Below are 2912 nucleotides of genomic sequence, written 5' to 3'. Positions count from 1 at the left end.
CATCCGGCCAGGACGTCCGGTCAAGACATCCGGCCAGGACGTCCGGCTACTCCGCGCCCTCGCCGGTCGCCTTCAGGGCCAGCCACAGCTCCATCCGGACGTCCGGATCGTCCAGGGAGCGGCCGAGGATCTCCTCCACCCGGCGCATCCGGTACCGCAGCGTGTGCCGGTGGACCCCCAGGTCCGCCGCCGCCGCGTCCCACTGGCCGTGCCGGGAGAGCCAGGCCCGCAGCGAGGCCACCAGGTCGCCGCGGCCGGTCGCGTCGTGCTCCCGCAGCGCGCGGAGCATCCCGTCGGCGAAGGCCCGGACGGCGTCGTCGGCCAGGAGCGGCAGGACCGAGCCCGCCGCCAGGTCCTCGTGCTCGACGAGCGCCCTGCCCCGCCGCCGGGCGACCGAGAGGGCCTGCTCGGCCTGCTTGTACGCGGCTGCCGCGGCGCTCGGGCCCGCCGGGGCCGAGAGGCCGACGACGACACCGGCCTCCTCCGCCTCCCGCTCCGCGTACCCCTCGCAGGCGGCGACGACCGCGCCCCCGTCCCCGGCGAGGACGACGAGCCGCTGCGCGCTCTCGGCGACGGTGAGCACCGCCTCGCCCGCGCGGGCGGCGGCGGCCTCCAGGGCCTCGGCGAGCACCGGCAGCGGCGGCTCCGCGGCCGGCTCTCCCCCGGCGGGTTCGGCGACGAGCAGCCGGTACGGGGCGTCGAGCAGCCCTCCGTACAGGTCCCCGGCCACCGCACGGGCGGGCTCCGGCTGGCCCGCGAGCATCAGGCGGAGGACCGCCGCGCCGAGCCGCTGCTCGGCCGCCTGGAGCGAGCGGGAACGTTCCGTCGTGAGGGTGAGCAGGGCGATCGCCGAGTGCACGGCGTACCGCTCGGCCGTGCCGAGGGGAGCGCCCGTACCGACGGCGAGGGCACCCCGCACCCGGCGCCCGCTGCCGAGGGACTGGAGTTCGACGCGGTCGTCCGTACCGCCGACGACCGCGCTGGCGGGCGCGGGGCGCTCGCGCAGCCGCTCCACGTCGGGGGTGAGCCGGGCGGCCCGGCGCGCCGCCCATTCGGGCGAGACCGCGACGACGGTGCCGGAGGCGTCGTACAGCGCGGCCCAGCCGTCGACGTGTGCGGCGAGCCGGGCGACGACGGCCTCGGGGCCCTCGGCGAGCGCGGCCCGGGTCAGCTCGCGCTGGGCCTCGAAACCGGCCGTGACGGCGCGGTACTGGTCGGCGGAGATGGCCGCCGACACGGCCTTGCTGATGGCGAGGAACGGCGTCCGGCGCGGCACTTCGAGCAGCGGCAGATGCTCCTCGCGGGCCGCGTCGAGCAGGGCCGGCGGGATCTCCTCGTAGTTGACGCCCACGGCGAACCCGAGCCCGACCACCCCGGCACCGAGCAGCCGCCGCACATAGCGGCGCATCGCCTCCAGGTCCTCCGCGTCGAGCGTGAGCGCGGTGGTGAGGAGGAGTTCACCGCCCTCCATGTACGGGACGGGGTCGGCGAGCTCGCTGACGTGGGCCCAGCGGACGGGGGTGTCGAGACGGTCCTCACCGGCACGGACGATGAGCTTGAGGGCGGAGTGCTGCACGAGCGAGGCGAGGGTGGGCGGCATTGGGGACCGTCGGACCTTTGAGCGAGGACCGCGCGCGGGGGGAGCCGTGCACGGCGGCGGGGAGGCGCCGCTCAGCCGAGCGGCGCCCCCGATTGTGCCAGGGCCGGCGGAAGCCCGCGCGGGCGCGCGGGGCGGTGGGACCGGTCGGCCGCGCAGGTGGGCGCCTGTGCGTCCGGGCGGGACGCCCCTCGGCCGCGAGGCGAGCCGTGCGCGCCGTACGGGCCGGGCAAGCCGTACGGGCCGGGCGCGCCGTACGGGCCGCGCCAGCCGTACTGGCCGCGCCGGCCGTACGAGCTGCCCCTCCCTCAGCCGCGCAGGTCGACCAGCATGGGCGGCACCTGCTCGCCGCGTACATGGCTCAGCGAGAGGACGGCGTGGCCGGGCGGAACGGCGTGGGCGAGGTCGGAGGCGGACCAGCGCTGCCGCTCCACCTCTCGTACGGTCACGGCCTCGGTCGTCACGGCCTTGCCCGTCACCAGCTTGCGCAGGGCGTGGATGGCCCGGGTCATCGGCTGGTCGGCGAAGACGGTGTGATGGGCGACCTCGGTCATCTCCACGCGTTCGGTGCCCCACGCCTCGGCGAAGGCCTTGCCGTCCCAGGTGGGGAGACCCGCGAAGGCCATCCGGCAGCCGACGATCGCGAGGAGCGGCCCGTGCAGCGCCTCGGGCACCTCGGCGAGGGTGCGGAGGGCGAGCACGACACCCGCGTTCTGCGTGCGCAGCCGCTGGAGGCCCCGTACGGTCCCCGCCGTGACCGCGCCCGCCGCGTCGTCGAGTACGAGGCAGACGAAGTGACCGCGCCCGGCCCGGTCCCGGGTGACGTACTGGAACTGGGCGAGCAGCAGCCGGCCGAGCAGCCGTGCGGCCTCCTCGTGGCCGCCGTCCGGCAGGGCGACCCGCACCCGCACCGGGTGCTGGGCCACGGCCCGCAGGGAGAAGGGGCGCACCTCCGTGCCCCCGGCGCCGAAGAACGCGGCGAACGCGGGCCGGTCGAGGACGGCGAGCCGGTCGGCGAGGACGGGGCCCACGTCCGTGGCGGTGCCGACCTGGCGGATCCGGGAGTCCAGCTCGCGGCGCATGGCCTGGGCCGCACCGTCCTCCGGCAGCAGGTCGAGGAGCGCCCGCAGGGTCTCGGGGTGGGCTTCGAGCAGCTCCCGCAGGACCGGGACGGTCGGGAAGCGCCCGTACACCGTCCGGTACGGGCCGATGAGTTGCGCGAGCGCGGTGGCGGCGCGCCGGGGCTCCACGCCCTCCATGTCGCCGACGAGGCCGCCGCGTTCCTCGCCGAGGGGCTCGTCGGCGACATGGAGGG

Annotated in this window: 1 protein-coding gene and 1 pseudogene; both read right to left on the bottom strand. The window is 77.1% G+C overall.

What is annotated here, in order from left to right; all coding sequences use genetic code 11:
• Nucleotides 1-46: 46 nt before the first annotated feature.
• On the bottom strand, nucleotides 47-1600 hold the full coding sequence (locus tag CCN56_RS38240) for a PucR family transcriptional regulator (protein WP_086832255.1): 1554 nt from the start codon (nucleotides 1598-1600) through the stop codon (nucleotides 47-49).
• 305 nt (nucleotides 1601-1905) lie between these two features.
• Nucleotides 1906-2912, bottom strand: a pseudogene (locus CCN56_RS38235) (ATP/GTP-binding protein); the annotation flags it as partial.

Source organism: Streptomyces sp. NRRL B-24572, assembly GCF_002156145.1.
GTDB classification, from domain to species: Bacteria; Actinomycetota; Actinomycetes; order Streptomycetales; family Streptomycetaceae; genus Streptomyces; species Streptomyces vietnamensis.
Note: the sequence above shows the minus strand (reverse complement) of the source record. Positions and strands in the feature narration are given on the sequence as shown.

Bases quoted from the DNA above. Each gene is read 5' to 3' on its own strand.
- CCN56_RS38240 (WP_086832255.1), bottom strand. From the start codon at position 1,600: ATGCCGCCCACCCTCGCCTCGCTCGTGCAGCACTCCGCCCTCAAGCTC.